The organism is Winogradskyella poriferorum, assembly GCF_050618035.1.
Lineage (GTDB): Bacteria > Bacteroidota > Bacteroidia > Flavobacteriales > Flavobacteriaceae > Winogradskyella > Winogradskyella poriferorum_A.
Window position 1 is genome coordinate 1 of record NZ_JBODPY010000375.1, and the last position, 206, is coordinate 206.

A 206-nucleotide genomic window follows, 5' to 3' on the forward strand; every position below is an offset into this window, starting at 1 on the left:
ACATATATATAGGCCTTGCCATCCGTAATTTGTGTACAGCGAAGGTTTACATAAAAATTTGAAATCCTTTTTATACTGCAGTATGCATTATTCTCCAGATTACGTCTATTGGAATTCCTTGTCTTAGAGTGCTTTAAATTCAACTCGCCTATATATCCTGTGTAATAGGTTCTGTTATAATTTTCATGCTTTAAAATAAAGTCTTT

The 206-nt window shown here is 31.6% G+C and carries 1 pseudogene; it reads right to left on the reverse strand.

The features are described from left to right. A pseudogene (locus tag ACRHOC_RS16115) lies at positions 1-206 on the reverse strand (chorismate-binding protein); the annotation flags it as partial.